The organism is Herbaspirillum sp. LeCh32-8, assembly GCF_017814915.1.
Taxonomy (GTDB): Bacteria; Pseudomonadota; Gammaproteobacteria; order Burkholderiales; family Burkholderiaceae_D; genus Herbaspirillum.
This window is the reverse complement of the sequence record NZ_JAGIPZ010000022.1, coordinates 15,754-34,946: the sequence shown is the minus strand read 5'-3', so window position 1 is coordinate 34,946 and position 19,193 is coordinate 15,754. Positions and strand designations below refer to the sequence as shown.

The window sequence follows — 19,193 nt, the reverse complement described above, 5'->3', positions numbered from 1 at the left end:
ACGCTTCGGCGTCCTTTTTCTTTTATGGCTCGAACGGGACGTGTCGTATCCCGGATTGATGTGAGCACAACGAACGATGCTGGGTCCGTGCGTTCGCAGGAACGACGGCAGGGGATATTTCGAGCAGTAGTGGCAGGTCCGACGGGTAGGAGGTATCTCGAGAAACCGGGCGATGGGGATGGAATAGCGCGAGCAGACGAGACGGGGAAGAAGAGGGCGCATCTCGAGCAACCGAAGGTTCAAGTTCTTTACTGCGTGTCGTCCCTGCGAACGCAGGGACCCAGCGTCGTTTGTCATGCCTCAAGGACGCTTCCCGACATCGCCGCCGAACAGGTCGATGCTTGTGACAAATGCAATAACCGCGGACACACTGATCGATCCTTTGCCGATCGATATGTAAATGCCGTGGCAACATGAAAACACCTCATGCAAGGCCTGGCCGTTTGTCATTAACTTGACACATTGCCGTAATAACCTGCTTCGGTTCAGGGGAAACGAGGCGGCGCCGGGCGAACCGGCGCAATGTTCAAGCGAGTGGAAGTGGGTAAGCCAAGATCTTTGGAGCCGAAGAGGCTGTTGACCGAGTTTCTCGCCGGGCGCGGGGTGTCGGCCGGTCTGGCATTGCTGTCGGCCTGCGTGCTGGCCATGTTGTGGTACTTCACCATCACCCGCATCCAGAATGAAAAGGAGCTGGCCATCGCCAGCTCGATCGCCGACAGCCGCAACGTGGCCGCCATCGTATCGGCCAACCTGGACGGCGTGCTCGGCAAGACCCTGCTGTATTCGCGCATCGGCCAGTCGCTGCTCAACGGCGAGCAGAAAGCGCCTTATCTCAATCCCCTGTTCAACGGCGACTCCGCCTTCCTGCGCGTGGCGGTGTTCAACGCCGACGGCCAGCTGGTCTATTCCTCGGCGCGCCAGAAGGAGGAGCCCGAGCTGAGCCGCCTGATCAACGCCGGCTACATGACCTCGCTGACCTCCGAGCGCGACCAGGCGACGATGATTATCAATCCGCCCAACAACCGCGACGGCTACAGCTGGCGCGTGCCGCTGCTGATCCCGCTGCAGAACGGCCGCGGCGAGCTGCAGGGATTTTTCACCGCCATCCTCGACCTGGGCTATTTCCTGAAGACCTATCAGGAAGTCAGCGTGGCCGGCGCCAGCCGCATCGAGATCCTCAACGCCGCCGGCCTGCAACTGGCCGAGCTGTCGGGCGGCATCCTGTCGGGCGGGTCCAACTATGCGGGCCAGGATTACGCGATGTTCCTGCTCACCGGCAAGGGTGACGGCCTGATCCATGCACTGCGTCCAGGCGATGACGTGCAGCACGTGGGCGTGCAGCGCCGGCTGGCGCATTATCCGCTGGCGGTGGTGGTCAGCCGCGATCCGCAGCAGTTGCTGGGCAAACTGTGGCCGGCGCATCGCCAGTATTACCTGCAGGCGATCTGCATTTCGCTGGCCATCATGCTGTTGACCGGCGGCCTGATCAACCTGGCGCATCGCCGTCGCTTCCTGTATGAGAAGCTGCTGTATTCCGAGCGCGAGAAAAGCGGCCTGATCAACCAGCTGGAGCAGGAAAAATCGCGCGCCTACCAGCTGGCCTCGCACGATTACCTGACCGGCATTCCCAACCGCATGCTGTTCTACGAACTGGCCTCGACCGAGCTGTCGCGCGCCAAGCGCAGCCGCAATCTTTACGCGCTGTTCTTCCTCGATCTCGACAAGTTCAAGCTGATCAACGACACCCAGGGCCACGCGGTGGGCGATGCCCTGCTGCAGGAAGTGGCGCGCCGGCTGCGTGCCGCGCTGCGCGAGTACGACCTGGTGGCGCGCCTGGGCGGCGACGAGTTCGTGGTGATGGTGTCCGAGATCCGCGACGAAGAGAGCGTGGCCGAGATCGCCGACAAGCTGGTGGAAGCCGTGCGCGCGCCGTATCCCGACCTGCTGGGCGCCTACGTCGAGACCGCGCCCAGCATCGGCATCGCGCTGTACCCGCGCGACGGCCAGAGCGTGGACGAGCTGATGACCAACGCCGACTCGGCGATGTACACCGCCAAGACCTCGGGCACCGGGTTGTACCGCTTCTATGACGCCTCGCTCAACGCCATTGCGGTGCGCGGGCTGGAGCTGCTGGGGCGCTTCCGTCAGGCGTTGAAGGAAAATGAGTTCTGCCTGTATTACCAGCCCAAGGTGGAGCTGCACAACTTCAACATCACCGGGATGGAGGCGCTGATCCGCTGGCAGCATCCCGAGCATGGCCTGATCTTCCCGGGCGAATTCATCGGCCTGGCCGAGGCGCACGACCTGGTGGTGCCGCTGGGGCACTGGATCATCGAGGCGGTCTGCCGCCAGTTGGCGCAGTGGCGTGACAAGGGGCTGCCGTTGTTGCCGGTGGCGATCAACGTTTCGGCCAAGCAGTTGCGCGACGAGCGACTGGGCGACGTGGTGCGTGATACGCTGCGGCGCCACCGGCTTACGCCCGACCTGCTGGAGATCGAGGTCACCGAAAGCTGCTTCATCGAGGATGTCGAGACCGCCCGCGCCACGCTGGAGAAGTTGCGCGACGAGGGCTTGAAGATCTACCTGGACGACTACGGCACCGGCTACTCGGGCCTGAGTCACATCAAGACCTTGCCGGTCTACGCGCTGAAGATCGATCGATCCTTCATCAGCGACATCCGCAACGACAACAGCGACGGCATGATCGTGGCCTCCACCGTGACGCTGGCGCGCAACCTCGGCCTGAAGGTGGTGGCCGAAGGCGTCGAGACCAAGGAACAGCTGATGCACCTGAAGGTGATGGGTTGCGACCAGGTGCAGGGCTTCTACCTGCAGCGCCCGGTGGCGGCTGACCAGCTGGAATCGATTCTGCAAAAAGGGAGGTTCGAGATCGCATGAGGATGTCCGCCGTCAAGTCCATCGCCACCACCGCCGCCGTTGTTGCCGCACTGCTGGCGTCGTCGCCGGCCGTCGCCAAAGGGCAGGGCGCGTGCGAACGTCCCCAGCGTTTGCGCTTCGCCGTCATCCCGCAGGGCAATGACGACCGCCAGGTGCGCGCCATGGAGCCCATGCTGGAGCTGCTGGAAAAGCAGCTGAAGATTCCGGTCGAGACGGTGACGCCGTCGTCCTACGGCTCGGTGATTGAGGGCATGCTCTCGGGCACGATCGATATCGCACGTCTGGGCCCGGCCTCCTATGTCACGGCCAAAAGGGGCGATCCGATGATCACGCCGTTTGCCTCGCAGGAGCAGGTGTCGCCGTATTTCGCGCCGGGCGGCGCGTCGGCTTTTTATTATTCGCTGCTGGTCACACGCCAGCAGGGGCCATATGACAGCATCGCCTCGCTGCGCGGCAAGGTGTTGGCGCTGGCCGACCCGGACAGTACTTCCGGCGCGCTGATTCCGCGGCACAACTTCGCGCGCGAGAACCATCTGCAGCTGGGCAGTTATTTTTCCCGCGTGGGCTATTCCGGCAACCACGAACAATCGGTGCTGGCGGTGATGAGTCGCAACGTCGACGCGGCCTTCGTGGCCAGCGCCAACCTTTCCGACATGATCGCCGCCGGCAAGGTCAAGCTGAGCGACCTGCGCGTGCTGTGGCGCTCCAAGCCCATTCCCTTCGACCCCTACGTCTATCGCGGCCAGCTGTGCGCCGACATCCGCAACACGATCCGCGCGGTCTTCTTCAACGGCAAGTCGCCGCAGGTCAAGGCGGCGCTGCTGGGACTGGGCGCCACCCGCTTCGTTCCGGTGACTGACGCCAACTACAAGATCATCCGCGAGTTGCCCTGAGCGGCGCAAAACGCGGCTGCGAAGAAGAATATCGAAGAAAGATTAAAAGTTTTTCTTCGCTGATCCACGCCTGATTTCATATTTCGCACTTCCTTCCATCCGGGTATTTACGCTGCATGCCCGGCTCTGCAGAATCGGGGCCGCCGATGTCCGGCACACCCATCTCGAGAAGGAATTCCATGGCCCATTCCGATACCCTGCCGCCGCGCGCCGGCGCCGCCCATCTCGCCCAGGCGCCGACCCGTGTGCGTTACGTGGTCATGCTGCTGCTGTTCGTCACTGTGGTGATCAATTATCTGGATCGCGCCAACCTGTCGATCGCCGCGCCCGGTCTGTCGCAGGCGCTGGGCCTGAGCCCGGTCGAGATGGGACTGATCTTCTCTGCTTTCGGCTGGACCTATGCCGCCGCCCAGATCCCCGGCGGTTGGCTGGTCGACCGGGTGTCGCCGCGCCTGCTGTATGCCGTGGCGCTGGCGCTGTGGTCGCTGGCGACGGTGCTGCTGGGACTGGTGGGCAGCTTCATCGGCCTGTTCGTGCTGCGCATGGCGGTGGGCGCGCTGGAGGCGCCGGCCTATCCGATCAACAACCGCGTGGTCACCGCCTGGTTCCCCGAGCGTGAGCGCGCCACCGCCATCGGCGTCTACACATCCGGGCAATTCATCGGGCTGGCCTTGCTCACGCCGGTGCTGGCGTGGCTGCAGCATGCGCTGGGCTGGCACATGGTTTTCATGGTGACCGGCGCGGCCGGCATCGTGTGGGCGGGGATCTGGTATGCGCTCTACCGCGAGCCGCGCCAGTCGCGCGCCAACGCGGCGGAAATCCGCCATATCGCCGAGGGCGGCGGCCTGGTCGACCTGTCGGCCGGCGCGGCGGGGCCGCGTGCTCGTGCGCGCTTTCGCTGGGGCGATCTGGGGCTGGTGCTGTCGCGACGCAAGTTGTGGGGCATCTATCTCGGCCAGTTCTGCCTGACCTCCACGCTGTGGTTCTTCCTCACGTGGTTCCCGACCTACCTGGTGCTATACCGCGGCATGGACTTCCTGAAGTCGGGTGTGCTGGGCGCCTTGCCCTTCATCGCCGCGGTAATCGGCGTGCTGTGCTCCGGTACCTTGTCGGACTGGCTGCTACGGCGCGGCGCTTCGCTCGGACTGGCGCGCAAGCTGCCGGTGATCTGCGGCTTGCTGATTTCCACCTCGATCATCGGCGCCAACTTCACCGACTCGACGGCGTGGGCCATCTTCTTCATGTCCCTGGCTTTCTTCGGCAACGGCCTGGCGTCGATCACCTGGTCGCTGGTCTCGGCGATTGCGCCGGCGCGGCTGATCGGCCTGACCGGCGGCGCCTTCAACTTTATCGGCAACCTGTCGGCGATCACCACGCCGTTGGTGATCGGTTGGGTGGTCAACCGCGCCGGTTTCGCGCCGGCGATTGCCTACATCGCCGCGCTGGCGTTGCTGGGCGCGCTGTCCTATATCCTGCTGGTGGGCAAGGTCGAACGCATCGAGGCTTGAGCCTGATGATTTACTCGGCCAGCAGCGCCTCGATATCGGAAATCATTTCCTCTGGGCGCGTCTGCGGCGCGTAGCGCTTGAAGACGGTGCCGTCGCGCCGCACCAGGAACTTGGTGAAATTCCATTTGATGCGCTTGCTGCCCAACAGGCCGGGCGCGGCCTTTTTCAGATAGGTGAACAGCGGCGCGGCGTGCTCGCCGTTGACGTCGATCTTGGCGAACAGCGGGAAGCTCACGCCATAGTTTTTTTCGCAGAAGGCGCCGATCTGCGCCGCGTCGCCCGGCTCCTGCGCGCCGAACTGGTTGCAGGGGAAGGCCATCACTTCCAGTCCACGCGCCTTGAACTGACGATGGATGTGCTCCAGGCCGTTGTACTGCGGCGTGAAGCCGCATTTGCTGGCGGTATTGGCGATCAGCATCACCTTGCCGCGCAGTTGCTCCAGCGGGAACTCGGTGTCGTCGGCCAGCTTGGGCTGGAAATCGTAGATGGTGGTCATGGCGCTACCCCTGAGGTTTTTCTGGTCGCCATTCTAAACCCGCTGAAGGTGGCTTGCATCTCCGGTCGCCATGCCGGACGGCGGCCTCTTATTACCGGGGGCAGGCGCCTATTGCGCCAGCAGATCGGGCGAGCGGGCGTGGCTGCGTGCGGTCTCCGGCGAGATGCGCTCCGCGCGCACCAGCTCGTTCAGGCTGCTCTCCAGCGTTTGCATGCCCAGGCCGGCCGCGGTCTGGATGGCGGAGTACAACTGCACCGTCTTGCCTTCGCGGATCAGGTTGCGGATGGCCGGGGTGCCCAGCATCACTTCATGCGCGGCGACCCGCCCTGCGCCGTCGCGCGTCGGCAGCAGGGTCTGCGCGATCACCGCCTGCAGCGACTCGGCCAGCATGGCGCGCGCGCCTTCTTTTTCTTCCGCCGCAAACACATCGACGATACGGTCCACGGTCTTGGCGGCCGAGGCGGTGTGCAGCGTGGCGAACACCAGGTGGCCGGTTTCGGCCGCGGTCAGCGCCAGGCGGATGGTCTCGGCGTCGCGCAGCTCGCCCACCAGCAGCACGTCGGGGTCTTCGCGCAGGGCCGCGCGCAGCGCGTCGGCAAACGAGCGGGTGTGGGTGCCGACCTCGCGCTGGCTGACCAGCGAGCGGCGCGGCTCGTGAATGAACTCGATCGGATCCTCGATGGTGACAATGTGCGCCGGGCGCTCTTCGTTGACGTGACGCAGCATCGCGCCCAGCGTGGTGCTCTTGCCCGAGCCGGTGGGGCCGGTCACCAGCACCAGCCCGCGCGGGCGCAGCGCCAGCTCGGCGCAGATTGCCGGCACACCCAGCTCGGCCAGTCGCGGCGCTTGCTGCGGGATGTGGCGGATCGCCGCGGCCGCGCCGCGTTGTTGCCGGAAGGCGTTGACCCGGAAGCGTCCCAGCGCGGGATGCTGGAAGGCGAAGTCGCATTCCATGCGGACGGCGTAGGCGCTGCGCTGCTCCTCGCTCATCATGGTCGCCAGCATGGCCTCGACCTGCTCATCCGACAGCGCGCCGAGATTGATGCGGCGGATGTCGCCGTGTACCCGCAGCAGGGGCGGCAAACCGGCGGACAGATGCAGGTCGGAGGCCTGGTTTCGTACGGTAAATGCCAGTAGTCCGGCAATGTCCATTTATAATCCTTGCCAGGAAAGCATGAAGAACCGGTTTCGCCATGTGCGCGCATGGCGCCGCATCGACAGGCCGGATTGAAAAAATCAGTCTTATGTTCCCCGCAGCCGAGTCCCTCCCGGCCCCGGATTATGTCGTCAATCGCCAAAAACTTGCAACAAGTGCAACACCAGATCGCTGTGTCCGCCGAGCGCGCGCAGCGTGCGCCTTCGTCGGTCCAGCTGCTGGCGGTCTCCAAGACCTTCGGGCCGGAGGCGGTGGCGCAGGCGGTCGCGGCCGGGCAGCTGGCGTTCGGCGAGAATTATTTGCAGGAAGCGCTCGACAAGATCGCCGCGATGCAGGCTCTGGCGCCGGGGGCGCGCCTGCAGTGGCATTTCATCGGCCCGATCCAGAGCAACAAGACGCGGCCCATCGCCGAACATTTCGACTGGGTGCATTCGGTGGATCGCGTGAAGATCGCGAGGCGCCTGGCCGAGCAGCGTCCGGCGGAACTGGGGCCGCTGAACATTTGTCTGCAGGTCAATATCAGCGGTGAAGACAGCAAGAGCGGGCTGGCCCCGCAAGACCTGACGCAGGCCGCGGCCGAAGTGGCGCAGTTGCCCAAGCTGCGCCTGCGCGGGCTGATGGCCATTCCGGAGCCGACCGACGACGCCGTGCGCCAGCGCGCGGCCTTCGCCGCGGTGCACGCGCTGTACGCATCGCTGCGCGCCGTCGGCCTGCCGTTGGATACGCTGTCCATGGGCATGTCGTCCGATCTGGAGGCGGCGGTGGCGGAAGGCGCGACCATCGTGCGCATCGGCAGCGCCATCTTCGGGGCGCGCAATTACGCATAGGGCAGCACAGGCAGCAGGGCCGGCGACGCCGGCCTTGAATCATTTGATACAGCGGTACAGCGACACAATGAGCAAGGAGCGAAAGTGAAGATAGCGTTTATCGGCGGCGGCAACATGGCGGCAGCATTGATCGGCGGACTGGTGGGCAAGGTGGCCGAGCCGCAGAATATCCACGTGGTCGATATCAGCGCCGACGCCCTGAAGGCGCTGGGCGCCAGGTTCGGCGTGAGCACCTCCACCGCCATCGACGGCGCCATCGCCGCGGCCGACGTCGTGGTGCTGGCGGTCAAGCCGCAGCAGATGCGCGATGTGGTGGCGGTGCTCAAGCCGTTCATCGGCGCTCAGCTGGTGGTCTCGATCGCCGCCGGCATCCGCATCGCCGACATCTCGCGCTGGCTCGGCGGCCACGAGGCCATCGTGCGCGCCATGCCCAACACCCCGGCCCTGATCGGTCGCGGCATTACCGGCGTGGCGCCGGCCGCGCAGGTCTCCACGCTGCAGCGCGCGCAGGCCGACTCCATCCTGAAGGCCGTCGGCGAAACCCTGTGGGTGGATGCCGAAGACAAGCTTGACGCGGTGACGGCGATATCGGGCAGTGGCCCGGCCTATGTCTTCTACTTCCTGGAAGCGATGGAAAAGGCGGCCGCCGAACTCGGCCTGGCGCCGGCCGACGGCCTGCAACTGGCCAAGGTCACCTTCGAAGGCGCGACCGAACTGGCGCGCCGCTCCGAGGAATCGGTCGCCAGGCTGCGCGAGCGCGTCACCTCCAAGGGCGGCACCACTTACGCGGCGCTGACCAGCATGGAAAACGCCGGCGTGAAGGACGCCATCGTCGCCGCGCTCAAGGCAGCCGACGCCCGCAGCAAGGAACTGGGCGACGAATTCGGCAAGGACTGATGAAGAAATACGCAAGCCAATACGCGCGGCAGTACGCACGCCTTGCTGCGGCCCTGCCGCTGGTCGCGACGCTGGTGCTGGCAGGCTGCGCCTCGACCGCGGACAGCGACGGCTACTATACCGTCAAGCGCGGCGACACGCTCTACAGCATCGGCCGCGACTTCGACCAGAGCCCGACCAATCTCTCGACCTGGAACAAGCTGCGCAACCCCAACGACCTGGAAGTCGGCCAACGCATCCTGGTGCGCCCGCCGGCCGGCGTGGTCGCGCGCACCGGCGCCGGCCAGAGCAGCCGTCCCGCTGCGGTCGCCTCGGCTACGCCGGCGCGCAAGGCTGCCGCCAAGCCGGCGGCCAAGCCCGCCGGCAAGAGCCGCGACGACGACGATGCGCCCAGTCCCGCCGACGCCAAGCTGGACTGGATGTGGCCCACCCAGGGCAAGTCGGCGCCCAGCGGCGACAGCTACAAGAAGGGCATCGACATCCTCGGCAGCGAAGGCCAGCCGGTCATGGCCGCCGCTGCCGGCAAGGTCACCTACGCCGGCCACGGCATCCGCGGCTACGGCAACATGGTGATCATCAAGCACACGCCGACGCTGCTGTCGGTCTACGCGCACAACAAGACCATTGCGGTCAAGGAAGGCCAGACCGTCACGCGCGGCCAGCAGATCGCCACCATGGGCAACAGCGACACCAGTCGCGTGAAGCTGTATTTTGAAATCCGCCGCAACGGCAAGCCGGTCAACGTAATGGCCATGCTGCCGCCGCGTTGACAGGGAAGGGAGCCGAGCATGGCCAAACTGGAAGACATCGTCAGGAAACAAAAGGCCGGCGCGACCTTCGTCATCAGCGCCCAGATGTTGCGCATGAGCCCGCGCGACTTCGACGCGCTGGCGCAGGTGTGGGATGACGACGGCGGCCCGGGGTTCAACGTCGCCGGGGTGCCGTTTCGCGTGGTGGTGGATGGGGAATTCTTGATCAGCCGGGTGACGGTGGTGCGCACGACGGCTGAGGTCTGATTCAGGCGCGGCCCTGAACCACTTCATCAGACGGGTTCTTTGCGACGTCCGACGGCTATTGGGGCACAACAAAAGACGCTGGGTTCCTGCTTTCGCAGGAACGACAAGGAGGCGGTCGTTTGACCTCGTGCTGCTCCAGACACGCTACTACCTGTCGTTCCTGCGAAAGCAGGAACCCAGTGTCGTTCAGCGGTTGTCCGGCATGACGAACATTACCGCGCCGCAGGCTTCTGCGGAGACAAGCACAACGCGTCAGGCGTTGACAGCACCCTCGCGCCGCAGACGGTAAACCACCGTATCCAGCTTCTTCAAGCCGCGTTCGATGAACTTCGGCTCTTTCTCCAGGATGTCGCGGCGGTCGATCGCCTGGGCATTCGTCAGCGGCGCATAGAGGCGAAGCACTTCATCTTCCATCACCGCAAACGGCGGCCCGTCCATCTGCTCCTGCGCATATTCCAGCGTGATCAGGATGCTTTGCGCGCCGGCCGGCAGGCGGCCGTAGACTTGTTCGGCATAGCGCCCACGCATCTCCGGCGGCAGCGCGATCAGCGCGGCGCGGTCGTAGGCGCCGGCGCAAGCGGCCAGCGTGGCGTCGCTGAGCGCGAAGATATCGCCGCAGATAATCTCGATCTGCCCGGCCACGTAGTGCTTGCCCTGGGCGCTCTCATGCACCCGCGCCTGCAGGCCGTTCTCGCTGAAGAACTGCTGCACCGCCAGTTCCGACAACTCCACCCCCAGCACCTTGTGCCCCTGCTCGGCCAGCCACAGCATATCCAGCGACTTGCCGCACAGCGGCACCAGCACCGTGCTGACGGCAGGCAGCGCCAGCTGCGGCCAGTATTTTTGCAGCAGCGGCGTCACGCGCGACTGGTGAAAGTGGGTGCGGCCCTCGCGCCAGCGCTCCAGCCAGAATTGAGCTTCCATCGTGTCTCCTCCTTATCGTCCCGCGGCGATCAGCGCAGCAGGTAGTCCAGCGCGACGCCGGCGAAGATCGCCGAGCCCAGCCAGTTGTTGTTGTTGAAGGCGGCAAAGCAGCGCATGCGGTCGCGCTCGCGGATCAGCGTGTAGTGGTAGAGCGCGAAGCCGCAGGCCACCAGCATGCCGGCCGAGAACCACAGGCCCAGGCCGTACTGGAGGCCGACCACCCAGATCAGTCCCAGCGCCGCCGCATAACACAGCATGATGGCCAGCACGTCGTGGCGGCCGAAGGTGATGGCCGAGGTCTTGATGCCGATCTTCAGGTCGTCGTCGCGGTCGACCATGGCGTACTCGGTGTCGTAGGCCACCGCCCAGAACACGTTGGCGATCAGCAGCACCCAGGCCGCCAGCGGCACGGCGCCGGTAACGCTGGCAAATCCCATCGGGATGCCGAAGCCGAAGGCGATGCCCAGATAGGCCTGCGGGATGGCGAAGAAGCGCTTGAAGTAGGGATAGCTGCCGGCGATGATCAGCGCCGCCACCGACAATTGCTTGGTGAGCGCATTGAGGGGCAGGATCAGCAGGAACGAGATCACGGCCAGCACGCCGGCCACCATCAGCGCCTCCCACGACTTGATCTTGCCCGAGGTCAGCGGACGCTGCTCGGTGCGCTTGACGTGCAGGTCGAAGTCGCGGTCGGCGTAATCGTTGATGGCGCAACCGGCCGAGCGCATCAGCACCGTACCCAGTACATAGATGACCAGCAGGCGCCAGTCGGGCACGCCGCCGCTGGCCAGCCACAGGGCGATCAGCGTGGGCCACAGCAGAAGAAGAATGCCGATGGGTTTGTGCGCGCGCACCAGGAGCGCGTAAAGCTTGAGCCTGTTCATGCCGGATCCGTGAAACGAAAGCCGCATTATAAAGCGCGTCCGCGACCGCTGCCGTTGGCTGACAAGGGGCTGACGATGGCGGCCCGAATCACAGCGAAATGCGTAAAAAATATCTGAATGGCAACGTTGTGCTGCATTGCGACATCGGTTTTCTTTGCCGTTGCAGTTCTGTGCGGCTAATGTAACGCGGCTGTCATGGTGCATTGATAGCATCAAAACCCCTTTTTCCGAGAGGTCCTCTGATGAACTTTAAAACAATGATCGCGACCGGCATGCTGGCGACGATCTCTTCCACCGCCTTCGCCGCAACCGAGATCTCCTGGTGGCATTCCATGACCGGCGCCCTGGGCGAACGCGTCAACGCCCTGGCCGACGATTTCAACAAGACCCAGTCCGATTACAAGGTGGTGCCGGTCTACAAGGGTACCTACGACGAATCGATGGCCGCCGCCATCGCCGCCTACCGCGCCGGCAATGCCCCTGACATCCTGCAAGTGTTCGAAGTCGGCACCGCCACCATGATCTACGCCAAGGGCGCGGTCAAACCGGTCTACGAAGTGATGCACCAGGCCGGCGAAAAGTTCGACCAGAACGCCTATGTGCCGGCCGTCGCGGGCTACTACTCGACCCCGAAGGGCATGATGTCCTTCCCGTTCAACAGCTCCACCACCATCATGTTCTACAACAAGGACATGTTCGCCAAGGCCGGCCTGGATCCCGAGAAGCCACCCGTCACCTGGCAAGAGTTCGTCGGCATGGCTGCCAAGATCAAGGCCAGCGGCGCATCGTGCGCATACACCACCACCTGGCAATCGTGGGTGCATTTGGAATCGTTTTCAACCTGGCACAACGTCGAGCTGGCGTCTAAGAACAACGGCTTCGGCGGCCTGGATGCGCGCCTGAAACTGAACAGCCCGCTGCACGTGCGCCACATCGAAAACATGGCCAACTGGGCCAAGCAGGGCTACTTCACCTACGCCGGCCGCAAGGATGAGGCCAACGCCAAGTTCAACGCCGGCGAGTGCGCCATGATCACCGGCTCGTCCTCGGCCTACGCCGATATCCGCAAGAACGCCAAGTTCAAGTTCGGCGTGGCGACGCTGCCGTACTACAACGACGTGCAGGGCGCGCCGCAGAACACCGTCATCGGCGGCGCCTCGCTGTGGGTGATGAACGGCAAGAAGGCCGACGAGTACAAGGGCGTGGCCAAGTTCTTCAGCTACCTGTCCAAGCCGGAAGTGGCCGCCAAGTGGCACCAGGACACCGGCTACCTGCCGGTCACCAAGGCCGCCTACGAGCTGACCAAGCAGGCCGGCTTCTATGAGCGCAACCCGGGCACCGACGTCGCGGTCAAGCAGATGATCGTCAAGACCACCGACAAGTCGCGCGGCCTGCGCCTGGGCAACTACGCCCAGGTCCGTACCGTGTTCGACGAAGAACTGGAAAACGTCTGGACCGGCAAGAAGACGCCGCAGCAGGCTCTGGATTCGGCCGTCAAGCGCGGCGACGAGCTGCTGGTGCGCTTCGAGAAAGCCAACAAGGGCAACCAGTAATACCTGTGTCGACCTGGCCGCGCCCGTTGCGGGCGTCGGCCGGGCTGCCGGCGGCATCGCCTCTTCACGCAAGGGCGCATGCCGCCGGATTTCGTTTCCTGAAACCTCATTGCCTTGACTGAACGAACGTGGAAAAACGCGCGCGATTCAAATCGAAGTGGCTGCCGTATCTGCTGGTCGCACCGCAGATCCTGATCACTTTGCTGTTCTTCTTCTGGCCCGCCATCCAGGCGCTGTACCAGTCGGTACTGCTGCAGGACGCCTTTGGCGGCTATTCCGAATTCGTCTGGTTCGACAACTTCGCGGCGCTGTTCGGCGATCCGACCTACCTCGAATCCTTCCGCACCACCGCCTTGTTCTCGCTGCTGGTGGCCTTCTTCGGCATGGCAATTTCGCTGATGCTGGCGGTGTTCGCCGACCGCGTCACCAAGGGCGCGTCGATCTACAAGACCTTCCTGATCTGGCCCTACGCGGTGTCGCCGGTGGTGGTGGGCGTGTTGTGGATGTTCCTGCTGAGCCCTTCGCTGGGCGTGCTGTCGCACGTGCTGGGCTGGTTCGGCATTCCCTGGGATTACATGGTCAACGGCACCCACGCCATGATCCTGATCGTGATCGCCGCCATCTGGAAGCAGATCAGCTACAACTTCCTGTTCTTCCTGGCCGGCCTGCAGTCCATTCCCAAGTCGCTGATCGAAGCCGCCGCCATCGACGGCGCCGGCCCGGTCAAGCGCTTCTTCACCATCGTGTTTCCGCTGATCTCGCCGACCACCTTCTTCCTGCTGGTGGTCAACGTGGTCTATGCCTTCTTCGACACCTTCGCCATCGTCGAGGCCACCACCCACGGCGGCCCCGGCAAGGACACCGAGATTCTGGTCTACAAGGTGTTTTCCGACGGCTTCAAGGGCGGCGACTTGGGCAGTGCCGCGGCGCAGTCGGTGGTGCTGATGGCAGTGGTGATCCTGCTGACCGTGGTGCAGTTCAAATACGTTGAGAAGAAAGTCCAATACGCATGATCGAGAGACGACCAATCCTGGATGCGGTCAGCCACCTGGTGCTGATCCTCGGCGTGCTGGCGGTGGTGTTCCCGCTGTACGTGGCCTTCGTCGCCAGCACCCAGACCGCGGAGCAGTCGGCCATGTCGCCGATCTCGCTCATCCCCGGCAATGAACTGCTGAACAACTATGGCACGGTGCTGTTCAAGGGCGCTTCCGGCCAGGTCGTGGCGCCACCGGTGCTCAACATGCTGTGGGTCAGCCTGGTCACGGCGCTGATCATCGCCATCGGCAAGATCGCCATCTCCATGCTGTCGGCCTTTGCCATCGTGTACTTCCGCTTTCCCGGCCGCAACCTGTTCTTCTGGATGATCTTCGTCACCCTGATGCTGCCGGTGGAAGTGCGCATCACGCCGACCTACCAGGTGGTGTCCGACTTCGGCATGCTCAACAGCTACGCCGGCCTGACGGTGCCGCTGATCGCGTCGGCCACCGCCACCTTCCTGTTCCGCCAGTTCTTCTTGACGGTGCCCGACGAGCTGGCCGAGGCTGCGCGCATCGACGGCGCCGGCCCGCTGCGCTTCCTGAAGGACGTGCTGTGGCCGCTCTCGCGCACCAACGTGATCGCGCTGTTCGTGATCATGTTCATCTACGGCTGGAACCAGTACCTGTGGCCGTTGATGATCGCCACCCAGCAGGAGATGTACCCGATCGGCATCGGCATCAAGACCCTGATCTCGGGCGGCGATTCCGCCGTCGAGTGGAACATGGTCATGGCCACCATGATGCTGGCCATGCTGCCGCCCGGACTGATCGTGGTGGTGATGCAGAAGTGGTTCGTCAAGGGCCTGGTCGATTCCGAAAAATAAACTTACCCGTACAAACATGGCAGCAATCCATCTCAAGCAAGTCCGCAAGACCTACGGCAAAGGGCCCAAGGCGGTCGACGTCATCCACGGCATCGACGCCGAGATCGCCGACGGCGAATTCATCGTCATGGTCGGCCCGTCCGGCTGCGGCAAGTCCACGCTGCTGCGCATGGTCGCCGGCCTGGAGGAAATTTCCGGCGGCCAGATCGTCATCGGCGAGCGCGTGGTCAACGAGCTGGAACCCAAGGAGCGAGACATCGCCATGGTGTTCCAGAACTATGCGCTGTATCCGCACATGACGGTCTACGAGAACATGGCTTACGGCCTGAAGATCGCCGGCCTGTCCAAGGCCGAGATTGACGAGCGAGTGCAGCGCGCGGCCCAGATCCTGGAACTGGGCGCGCTGCTGGAGCGCACGCCGCGCCAGCTCTCCGGCGGCCAGCGCCAGCGCGTGGCCATGGGGCGCGCCATCGTGCGCAAACCGGCGGTGTTCCTGTTCGACGAGCCGCTCTCCAACCTCGACGCCAAGCTGCGCGTGCAGATGCGCCTGGAGATCCAGAAGCTGCACGCCAGCCTGCGCACCACCAGCCTGTACGTCACCCACGACCAGGTCGAGGCGATGACGCTGGGCCAGCGCATGATCGTGATGAACAAGGGCGTAGCCGAGCAGATCGGCACCCCGGCCGAAGTCTACGCGCGCCCGGCCACCACCTTCGTGGCCGGCTTCATCGGCTCGCCGCCGATGAACCTGCTGCAGGGACGCATCTCGGCCGACGGCGCCGCCTTCGAGGCTGAGAAGAACGGCGAGCGCGCGGCCATCCGCCTGGCGCAGCCGGTTGCGGCTGCCGCAGGCCAGGAGCGCATCTTCGGCGTGCGTCCCGAACACCTGCTGCCGGTGCTGGACGGCTCGGCCTCGCAGCTGGAGCTGGACGTCGAGCTGGTCGAAGCGCTGGGTGCGGAGCTGCTGGTGCACGTGCGTTGCGGCGGCCAGTCGCTGGTGCTGCGCTGCCCGGCCAATGTGCAGGTCGCCACCGGTCAACGCATCGGCGCTTCGTTCGGCGCAGCCGATGTGCACTGGTTCGACGCCAGTACCACGCGTCGCCTCTGATCGCTTGCACGCGCGTTGGACGCAGCATGAAAAAAGGCCTCGCGATGCGAGGCCTTTTTCTTTATGCGTGGCGTTGGGTGCTGATCAACCCGCAACCGCCTCTGCGTCGTTGAGCATTTGCACCCCGCTCAGGTTGCAGGCCAGCACCGCCTTTTGCACGGCGTCGATGGCGGCCTGGCGGGTGAAGCTCTTGCGCCAGGCGATCACCACACGGCGCGAGGGCGCGGGCGCGATGAAGGGCACGTAGCGCACCATGCCCTCGCGGGTATTGGCGTCCGTGATCGAGGCGCGCGGCAGCACGGTGACGCCGATGCCCGAGGACACCATGTGACGGATCGTCTCCAGCGAGGAACCTTCGAAGGTGCGTGCAATGCCGTCGCCGCTGGTGGAGAAGCGCGACATCTCGGGACAGACTTCCAGCACCTGGTCGCGGAAGCAGTGGCCGTTGCCCAGCAACAGCATGGTCTCGCTCTTGAGTTCGCGGGCGTCGATTTCCTTGCGCTCGGCCCACTTGTGCTGGCGCGGCAGGGCCACCATGAATTCCTCGTCGTACAGCGGCAGCACGTTCAGGCCGTGCTCGGGGAAGGGCAGGGCCATGATGGCCGCGTCCAGCTCGCCCTGGCGCAGCAGTTCGATCAGGCGGGTGGTGAAGTTTTCCTGCAGGATCAGCGGCATCTGCGGCACCGTCTCGATCATGGTCTTGACCAGCGAGGGCAGCAGGTAGGGGCCGATGGTATAGATCACGCCCAGGCGCAGCGGGCCCGACAGCGGGTCCTTGTTCTGGTTGGCGATTTCCTTGATGGCGGCGGTTTGCTCCAGCACGCGCTCGGCCTGGGCCACGATCTGCGCGCCCAGCGGCGTGACCGAGACCTCGGTGCCGCCGCGTTCGAAGATGACCACGCCCAGCTCGTCTTCCAGCTTCTTGATGGCGACCGACAAGGTGGGCTGGGCGACGAAACAGGCTTCCGCGGCATGGCCGAAGTGCTTTTCGCGGGCCACGGCCACGATGTATTTCAGTTCAGTGAGTGTCATGCTGATGTACGGAAATGACTATCGGTTTTTCAATGACTATAGCCTATTTTCTCACGCCCGATTCTGCGCCGCTCCGGCGCGCCTGCTGCGGGGGCGGCGCCATTTGTCATGTCTTCGTCACAATGGCCCTGTATGTTGTGTCGCACTTTTCCCGCGGCGGAAGGCCCGCCGCACGCCGTCTATATTGTCCACGAGGAAACAATGAACAACGAAGAAATGGTCAAGCGCATCCACCGCGAACTGGCCGACAGCTATGACGAAGAAATGGAGCTGGAACTGGAAGACCGCACCGTGGATCCGGTGACCGGCGAGATTTCCAGCGCCCACGGCGATGAAGAGAAGGAATACCGCCGCATGTATTTCCGCGAGCTGTTCCGCTTGCAGGGCGAGCTGGTCAAGCTGCAAGACTGGGTGGTGCAGACCGGCCACAAGGTGGTGATCGTGTTCGAAGGCCGCGACGCGGCCGGCAAGGGCGGCGTGATCAAGCGCATCACCCAGCGCCTGAACCCGCGCGTGGCGCGCGTGGCGGCGCTGCCGGCGCCCAACGACCGCGAACGCACCCAGTGGTACTTCCAGCGTTACGTGTCGCACCTGCCGGCCGCAGGCGAGATCGTGCTGTTCGACCGCAGCTGGTACAACCGCGCCGGCGTCGAGCGCGTGATGGGTTTCTGCAACGACGAGCAGTACGAAGAGTTCTTCCGCTCGGTGCCCGAGTTCGAGCGCATGCTCACCCGCGCCGGCATCCAGGTGATCAAGTACTGGTTCTCCATCACCGACGAAGAACAGCACATGCGCTTCCTCTCGCGCATCCACGATCCGCTGAAGCAGTGGAAGCTCTCCCCGATGGACCTGGAGTCGCGCCGCCGCTGGGAGGAGTACACCAAGGCCAAGGAAGTGATGCTGGAGCGCACCCACATCCCCGAGGCGCCGTGGTGGGTGGTGCAGGCGGTCGACAAGAAGAAGGCGCGATTGAATTGCATCCAGCACTTGCTGGAGCAGATGCCCTACCAGGAAGTGCCGCATGCGCCGGTGATCTTGCCCGAGCGCGAGCGCCACGAGGACTACGAGCGCCATCCGGTGCCGCAGAGCATGATCGTGCCCGAGGCGTACTAAGCGCGGGCTGACCGGGCTTGATGCCCGAAATGAAAATGGCCGGAGGAGACTCCGGCCATTTTCATTTGCCTTGATTCGCGCGCTGCGGCTGGCGCGCTGCGCGAGGGCGTATCAGTCGAAATGCTTGGTGATGATTTCGCCGAAGGCCTGCTCGGCCGACATGCCCTTCAACATCAGTGCGCTGATCTCGTCGGAGTACTGGTTGATGCCTTCGGGCAGCATCTCGCGGTTGGCCTTGAAGTAGACGTACTTCTCGCTGTCCACCGCTTCACGCGCACGCGCAGCCGCCGTCGTCGGGCGGGCGGTGCCGGTGCTGCGCGCAGATGCCGCGCGGGCCGCGCGCGGGATGCTGCTGCGTACGCCGCTGCCGCCGGTGGCGATGATGCGCTTGATCTGTTCCAGCGTGAAGATGGGCGTAACGTTGCCGGGGCCGAATTCGGTCTCGTCTTCCGCGCGGTGCAAGTGGTGATTGCCGTCGAAGGCCATCTTCTTGTCGAAGCTGTTGATCACTTCGTAGTGCGGCTTTTGCACCGAACCGAACATCGAGAAGTGCACGCGGTCGCCGTAGGATTCCATCTGCTTGACCACGCCGTTGAGGAATTCTGCCTTGATCGCCTCGACGTTGCCATGCCAGCGCTTGGTGGTTTTGCTTGAACTCAAAATAACTCTTTCAATGATGCGCACGCGGCCTCTGGTCGATGAATGGATCGATGCGGCTGTCGGCCGCCAAGGTCGCGCGAATTAAAAAATCGGGGATTGAGGCAATATTATCCTCCTCTGTTCGTCTTCTTGCATGCCCTGCGCCGACTTTTTCTGCAGCCGGGGCGCTGCCAAATTGCCGGAAAGCCAAGTCTGATGCCGGTTTGCGGCAATTTACGGACGTCGTGGTTGAAATGCCGGCAACGGAGGCCATATCTTTCCTTACCGATGCAAGCTTTTCATCGCGTTTGATGGCGAAGCCGGGTCAATGCCGCGCTTTCACGCTGTCTGCGCCTCCCTGTTATTTCCGGACAACAAGAAAGCCATT

The 19,193-nt window shown here is 64.1% G+C and carries 19 protein-coding genes; 12 read left to right on the top strand and 7 right to left on the bottom strand.

Features of this window, described 5'->3' with window-relative positions:
- Positions 1–615: 615 nt before the first annotated feature.
- The 3 genes from J8I26_RS22310 to J8I26_RS22300 all read left to right on the top strand — a co-directional run bounded on the left by J8I26_RS22310 (position 616) and on the right by J8I26_RS22300 (position 5,299).
- Positions 616–2,898 (top strand): EAL domain-containing protein, encoded by a 2,283-nt coding sequence (locus tag J8I26_RS22310; protein WP_209609380.1) that lies wholly within the window; start codon positions 616–618, stop codon positions 2,896–2,898.
- Positions 2,895–3,791 carry a phosphate/phosphite/phosphonate ABC transporter substrate-binding protein gene (locus tag J8I26_RS22305; RefSeq protein ID WP_245200468.1) on the top strand — a complete coding sequence of 299 codons (897 nt, stop codon included), beginning with the start codon at positions 2,895–2,897 and terminating at the stop codon, positions 3,789–3,791. The genes J8I26_RS22310 and J8I26_RS22305 overlap by 4 nt, the downstream gene beginning before the upstream one ends.
- A 179-nt stretch (positions 3,792–3,970) precedes the next feature.
- Positions 3,971–5,299, top strand: coding sequence for an MFS transporter (locus tag J8I26_RS22300; RefSeq protein WP_245200467.1), 1,329 nt, complete (start codon positions 3,971–3,973; stop codon positions 5,297–5,299).
- 10 nt (positions 5,300–5,309) lie between these two features.
- Here J8I26_RS22300 and J8I26_RS22295 read toward each other — a convergent pair whose 3' ends face one another.
- Complete coding sequence (locus J8I26_RS22295; protein WP_209609374.1) at positions 5,310–5,795, bottom strand: glutathione peroxidase; 486 nt, start codon at positions 5,793–5,795, stop codon at positions 5,310–5,312.
- A gap of 108 nt (positions 5,796–5,903) precedes the next feature.
- Positions 5,904–6,947: a type IV pilus twitching motility protein PilT gene (locus J8I26_RS22290; RefSeq protein WP_209609373.1), complete on the bottom strand. Its 1,044-nt coding sequence runs from the start codon at positions 6,945–6,947 to the stop codon at positions 5,904–5,906.
- Positions 6,948–7,076: 129 nt separating this feature from the next.
- Here J8I26_RS22290 and J8I26_RS22285 point away from each other — a divergent pair, with 129 nt between their 5' ends.
- From J8I26_RS22285 to J8I26_RS22270, 4 genes are all read left to right on the top strand, one after another.
- Complete coding sequence (locus J8I26_RS22285; protein ID WP_209609370.1) at positions 7,077–7,778, top strand: YggS family pyridoxal phosphate-dependent enzyme; 702 nt, start codon at positions 7,077–7,079, stop codon at positions 7,776–7,778.
- Between the two features lie 84 nt (positions 7,779–7,862).
- Positions 7,863–8,675, top strand: coding sequence for a pyrroline-5-carboxylate reductase (gene proC, locus J8I26_RS22280; RefSeq protein WP_209609367.1), 813 nt, complete (start codon positions 7,863–7,865; stop codon positions 8,673–8,675).
- Positions 8,675–9,445 (top strand): peptidoglycan DD-metalloendopeptidase family protein, encoded by a 771-nt coding sequence (locus J8I26_RS22275; RefSeq protein WP_209609365.1) that lies wholly within the window; start codon positions 8,675–8,677, stop codon positions 9,443–9,445. The genes proC and J8I26_RS22275 overlap by 1 nt, the downstream gene beginning before the upstream one ends.
- An 18-nt stretch (positions 9,446–9,463) precedes the next feature.
- Positions 9,464–9,691 carry a hypothetical protein gene (locus tag J8I26_RS22270; RefSeq protein ID WP_209609363.1) on the top strand — a complete coding sequence of 76 codons (228 nt, stop codon included), beginning with the start codon at positions 9,464–9,466 and terminating at the stop codon, positions 9,689–9,691.
- A 252-nt stretch (positions 9,692–9,943) separates the two neighbouring features.
- Here the strand turns inward: J8I26_RS22270 and J8I26_RS22265 are convergent, their stop codons facing one another.
- Together J8I26_RS22265 and ubiA are read right to left on the bottom strand one after the other, a co-directional pair.
- On the bottom strand, positions 9,944–10,615 hold the full coding sequence (locus J8I26_RS22265) for a thiopurine S-methyltransferase (RefSeq protein WP_209609361.1): 672 nt from the start codon (positions 10,613–10,615) through the stop codon (positions 9,944–9,946).
- A gap of 29 nt (positions 10,616–10,644) precedes the next feature.
- Positions 10,645–11,499, bottom strand: coding sequence for a 4-hydroxybenzoate octaprenyltransferase (ubiA, locus tag J8I26_RS22260; RefSeq protein ID WP_209609360.1), 855 nt, complete (start codon positions 11,497–11,499; stop codon positions 10,645–10,647).
- A 242-nt stretch (positions 11,500–11,741) separates the two neighbouring features.
- Here ubiA and ugpB point away from each other — a divergent pair, with 242 nt between their 5' ends.
- From ugpB to J8I26_RS22240, 4 genes are all read left to right on the top strand, one after another.
- A complete protein-coding gene (gene ugpB / locus J8I26_RS22255; RefSeq protein WP_209609358.1) occupies positions 11,742–13,052 on the top strand; it encodes a sn-glycerol-3-phosphate ABC transporter substrate-binding protein UgpB in 1,311 nt (436 codons plus the stop codon).
- A gap of 128 nt (positions 13,053–13,180) precedes the next feature.
- Positions 13,181–14,065, top strand: a complete 885-nt coding sequence (ugpA, locus tag J8I26_RS22250) for a sn-glycerol-3-phosphate ABC transporter permease UgpA (protein WP_209609356.1) — start codon at positions 13,181–13,183, stop codon at positions 14,063–14,065.
- On the top strand, positions 14,062–14,913 hold the full coding sequence (ugpE, locus tag J8I26_RS22245; RefSeq protein WP_209609354.1) for a sn-glycerol-3-phosphate ABC transporter permease UgpE: 852 nt from the start codon (positions 14,062–14,064) through the stop codon (positions 14,911–14,913). Before ugpA ends, ugpE begins: the two co-directional genes overlap by 4 nt.
- A 16-nt stretch (positions 14,914–14,929) precedes the next feature.
- Positions 14,930–16,021, top strand: coding sequence for a sn-glycerol-3-phosphate import ATP-binding protein UgpC (locus J8I26_RS22240; protein WP_209609352.1), 1,092 nt, complete (start codon positions 14,930–14,932; stop codon positions 16,019–16,021).
- An 84-nt stretch (positions 16,022–16,105) separates the two neighbouring features.
- On the opposite strand, the gene J8I26_RS22235 is transcribed toward J8I26_RS22240, so the two are convergent.
- Positions 16,106–17,053, bottom strand: coding sequence for a LysR substrate-binding domain-containing protein (locus tag J8I26_RS22235; RefSeq protein ID WP_209609350.1), 948 nt, complete (start codon positions 17,051–17,053; stop codon positions 16,106–16,108).
- Positions 17,054–17,254: 201 nt separating this feature from the next.
- On the opposite strand from J8I26_RS22235, the gene ppk2 reads away from it, so the two are divergent.
- Entirely contained in the window at positions 17,255–18,166 is a 912-nt protein-coding gene (ppk2, locus tag J8I26_RS22230; RefSeq protein ID WP_209609348.1) for a polyphosphate kinase 2, read from the top strand.
- Between the two features lie 111 nt (positions 18,167–18,277).
- Here the strand turns inward: ppk2 and J8I26_RS22225 are convergent, their stop codons facing one another.
- Both J8I26_RS22225 and J8I26_RS22220 read right to left on the bottom strand, forming a co-directional pair.
- The gene (locus J8I26_RS22225; RefSeq protein ID WP_209609346.1) at positions 18,278–18,826 is read right to left on the bottom strand and encodes a hypothetical protein; all 549 of its coding nucleotides are present in this window, start codon (positions 18,824–18,826) and stop codon (positions 18,278–18,280) included.
- Between the two features lie 10 nt (positions 18,827–18,836).
- Positions 18,837–19,079: a hypothetical protein gene (locus J8I26_RS22220; RefSeq protein WP_209609344.1), complete on the bottom strand. Its 243-nt coding sequence runs from the start codon at positions 19,077–19,079 to the stop codon at positions 18,837–18,839.
- Positions 19,080–19,193: the final 114 nt, after the last annotated feature.